We start from the raw sequence: 3704 nt of genomic DNA on the forward strand, positions 1-3704 counted from the left end.
TCAGGGTTTTGCCGCAACAGTGGCAGGATCTCATCGGTTTACCGCTTGCACATATTCTTCCATGCGGATTTAGCTCATCTGGTAGAGCGCCACCTTGCCAAGGTGGAGGTAGCGAGTTCGAGCCTCGTAATCCGCTCCAAATTTTTTCTTCCGTTGGTATCAAAACGGGTCTTTGTGCGTAGAATATATCAGGCACAAAAACGGCGCTATAGCCAAGTGGTAAGGCAAGGGTCTGCAACACCCTCATCCCCAGTTCAAATCTGGGTGGCGCCTCCAAAGGATCTTCCGAATCGCTTCGGAAGATCCTTTTTTGTGCCTGTATGAGGCTCTTTGTGCTAAATGCCGAAAAGGGGCTTTACAAATGAGATGAATTGTGATAAAATGATACATGCTATATGCGAAACTGGTCGAAATGAGGGATGGTATGGCGCAGAATCTGATCTGGCTTGACTGGGCCGTGCGCCTGCAGGCGCTGGCACAGGCAGGGCTTTATTACGGAAAGGATCCCTTTGACCGGGAACGGTATGCGGAGATTCGCAGCATTGCCGCCCAGATGATTGCCCACCAGGGGGAGATGCCCTTTGAAAAGGTACAGGGTCTGTTCTGCTGTGAAACCGGCTACCAGACTCCGAAGCTGGATACCCGGGCAGCCATCTTCCGGGATGACCGGATCCTGCTGGTACAGGAGAAGAACGGCACCTGGTCCCTGCCGGGCGGTTGGGTGGATGTGAATCTGTCCGTGCTGGAAAATGTGGTCAAGGAAGTCCGGGAGGAAGCCGGACTGGATGTGACGGCGGATCTGGTGATCGCCGTGCAGGATCGGGAGAAGCATAACCAGCCGGTTTATGCATATAAAATATGTAAGATCTTTGTCCGGTGCACCGTCATCGGGGGCGCATTCCGGGAAAATACCGAAACCGTTGCCAGCGACTACTTTTGGCTGGATGCTCTGCCGCCTCTGGCAGAGGAGAAGAACAACCGGGAACAGATTGCAATGTGCCTTGCGGCACAGCATGCAGAGCATTGGAAAACCCTGCTGGATTAGCGGCGGATAGAAAGGAACAAAAGATATGGCGAATTCAAAAAAGCTGAAAAAACAGAGTAAGCCCAAGCAACTGCCTGCCCATGTGGAGAAAAAACGGGAACAGGAGCGTGCGGCTGCCAAAAAGGCAAAGCGGAGCCGGATCTGGAAGCGGATCGGCATTGCCGCAGGGGCGGTGGTGCTGGCGGGAGGCATTGCCTGGGGTACTATTTTTGCGGTGCAGCGCAGCGGCATTCTGCTACATAACCGGGTGGCAATGTCCAGTGAGCACTTTGAAGTCAACAACGCCATGATGGACTATTATTATGTCGAGCTGGAGAAATCCTTCTTTGCCAGCGGTACGGATTATCTTAAGCGCATCGGGGTGGATCCGAACAAATCCCTGAAGGAGCAGAAGTACCAGGGGGATACCACATGGTTTGATTATCTGATGCAGACCGTTACCTCCAACAACGAGCAGATGCTGGTGCTGCTGGAGGAAGCCACTGCCCAGGGCATGACCCTGGATGACACGGAAAAGGCGGATCTGGAGCAGAAGCTGTCCCAGATCAATCTGAAGGATTATGCCACCGGGGTGCGGATGGAGGATGTGCGCAAGGCGGTGGAGTATTCCCTGATCGCCACCAAGTACAGCAACAAGATTCTGGCGGATACCAAGACCAAGGAGTCGGACTGGGAAGCGTATTACGCAGAGCATGCGGATGACTACTTGCAGTTGGATGCCATGTCCTACGCCTTTACCATCAGCGAGGAGGGCATGACCGCAGAGGAAGCCATGGAGCAGGCGAAGCTTCTGGATCAGACTACCAGCAAGGAAGCCTTTGAGACCTGGGTGAAGCAGTATCTGACCGGCACCGGGGTTGCAGAGGATGTTGCCGCCCAGACTGTGGAAAAATGCAAGACCACCGGTGCCCTGTCCAGCTTTGGGGATGAGGTGACCGCATGGGCAAAAGCGGATACTACAAAGCCAGGGGACACCTACATTGCCCAGAGCGACACTGCATGCAAGGTGTACCTGCTGCTGAGCAAGCCAGCACGGGATGAACAGCTTACGGTGGACATCCGGCATATTCTCCTGTCCACGGAGAAATGCGGCTCTGCGGAGGCTGCTCTGGAGCGGGCAAAGGCTGTGCTGGAGGAATGGAAGAACGGCGCTGCCAATGAGGCAAGCTTTGCGGAGCTTGCAAAGCAGTATTCGGCGGACGGTTCTGCCAGCAGCGGCGGTCTGTACGAGATGGTATATCCCGGAGAAATGGTAGAGGAGTTCGATCAGTGGTGCTTTGACGAGAGCCGGAAGGATGGGGACACGGACATTGTGGAAACCCAGTACGGCGCCCATGTGATGTACTTTGTAAAGCACAGTCTGCCCAAGTGGGAGGCGGATATCAGCGGCAAGCTGGACAATGAAGGCTATAAGGCTGCATACGATGAATTGGTAAAGACACATCCGGTTACCAAGAACGATGAGAATATCGCAAAGGTTGCGAATGAGCGCTGAGGGCGCTCGGCTGAAAGGGAGTCTTTCAAATGAAGATCAGAAGAATTGCGGCAACTCTGTTGGCATGCACACTGCTGACCGCAGCAGGATGCGGAAACAAGCAGGAGGAGTCCTCGGGCACGGCATCGACACCGGCTACCACTGCCGGGACACAGCAGACGGCGAGTGAAACCGAGCCTGCGGAGCCGGCAACAGAGGCGGTTTCCGCAGTGCACAATCCCCTGACCGGGGAGACCGGCTATAACCAGGACGCAGTGGGGAAGCGACCCATTGCGGTAATGGTGAACAATGTGAAGCCCTCCTTGCCTCAGTACGGCATTGCGGCGGCGGACATCATTTACGAAATTCCGGTGGAGGGGGGGATCACCCGACTTATGGCGGTGTATGCAGACTACACGAACCTGCCGGATATCTGTTCCGTGCGCAGTTGCCGGTATTACTACCCGATCCTGGTATTACTACCCGATCCTGGCATACGGCATGGATGCCATTTACTGCCACTGGGGCTGTGACCAGACCATCGCCAAGGACACGCTGGAGCGTCTGGGCATTGACCGGATGGATGGCGGCGGCATTGCCAATAAGGTGATCTTCTTCCGGGATCCTGACCGGGTGGGCAAGTACAACACGGAGCATACAGGGTATCTGAAGGGGGATGCGGTGCCGGATGCCATTGACCAGTTCGGCTTCCGGACGGATACCACCGTCGAAGATGCATTCCGGTTCCTGGATCCGGAAAAGCCGGACGGGGAAAGCTGTGAAACGGTGAATGCTGCATTCTCTGACCAGTATTTCAGCACCTTTACCTACGATGCGTCCAGCGAGACCTACCTCAAGCAGCATTCCGGCAAGCCCCACATGGATCAGAAGGCTGACAAGCAGCTTGCTTTTACCAACGTGATCCTGCTGCAGACGGATATTCACACCCGGCCGGACGGCTATCTGATGGATGTGGCACTGAAGGGGGGCACGGGCTACTACATTTCCTTGGGGGAAGCCCAGGAGATCAAGTGGACAAAGGACGCAGAAGATCAGCCCATCCGGCTTTTTGACCAGAGCGGTAAGGAGCTGTCCGTGAATGCAGGCAAAAGCTACATTGGTCTGATCGGTACCAACCGCCCCATTACGATTTCTTAAGGTAATACCGCACAAAGAATGTGTGGT

General features: G+C 54.9%; 4 protein-coding genes and 2 tRNA genes. All 6 read left to right on the top strand.

Annotated elements, in window-relative coordinates; all coding sequences use genetic code 11:
- Window positions 1-63 precede the first annotated feature (63 nt).
- The 6 genes from QVO51_RS06020 to QVO51_RS06045 all read left to right on the top strand — a co-directional run bounded on the left by QVO51_RS06020 (window position 64) and on the right by QVO51_RS06045 (window position 3677).
- A tRNA-Gly gene (locus tag QVO51_RS06020) sits at window positions 64-139 on the top strand.
- Window positions 140-202: 63 nt separating this feature from the next.
- A tRNA-Cys gene (locus QVO51_RS06025) sits at window positions 203-276 on the top strand.
- Between the two features lie 148 nt (window positions 277-424).
- On the top strand, window positions 425-1045 hold the full coding sequence (locus tag QVO51_RS06030) for an NUDIX hydrolase N-terminal domain-containing protein (RefSeq protein ID WP_022357643.1): 621 nt from the start codon (window positions 425-427) through the stop codon (window positions 1043-1045).
- 25 nt (window positions 1046-1070) lie between these two features.
- The gene (locus QVO51_RS06035) at window positions 1071-2540 is read left to right on the top strand and encodes a peptidylprolyl isomerase (protein WP_022357644.1); all 1470 of its coding nucleotides are present in this window, start codon (window positions 1071-1073) and stop codon (window positions 2538-2540) included.
- A 29-nt stretch (window positions 2541-2569) separates the two neighbouring features.
- On the top strand, window positions 2570-3052 hold the full coding sequence (locus tag QVO51_RS06040; protein WP_022357645.1) for a DUF3048 N-terminal domain-containing protein: 483 nt from the start codon (window positions 2570-2572) through the stop codon (window positions 3050-3052).
- Window positions 3021-3677, top strand: coding sequence for a DUF3048 domain-containing protein (locus tag QVO51_RS06045; protein ID WP_022357646.1), 657 nt, complete (start codon window positions 3021-3023; stop codon window positions 3675-3677). The genes QVO51_RS06040 and QVO51_RS06045 overlap by 32 nt, the downstream gene beginning before the upstream one ends.
- Window positions 3678-3704: the final 27 nt, after the last annotated feature.

The sequence above is a fragment of the Ruminococcus sp. CAG:379 genome, from assembly GCF_000434255.1.
Lineage (GTDB): Bacteria > Bacillota > Clostridia > Oscillospirales > Ruminococcaceae > Ruminococcus_F > Ruminococcus_F champanellensis.

What these genes read in the sequence shown, in the direction of transcription:
- QVO51_RS06030 (WP_022357643.1), top strand. Translation starts at nt 425, where the DNA reads ATGGCGCAGAATCTGATCTGGCTTGACTGGGCCGTGCGCCTGCAGGCG.
- QVO51_RS06035 (WP_022357644.1), top strand. Translation starts at nt 1,071, where the DNA reads ATGGCGAATTCAAAAAAGCTGAAAAAACAGAGTAAGCCCAAGCAACTG.
- QVO51_RS06040 (WP_022357645.1), top strand. Translation starts at nt 2,570, where the DNA reads ATGAAGATCAGAAGAATTGCGGCAACTCTGTTGGCATGCACACTGCTG.
- QVO51_RS06045 (WP_022357646.1), top strand. Translation starts at nt 3,021, where the DNA reads ATGGATGCCATTTACTGCCACTGGGGCTGTGACCAGACCATCGCCAAG.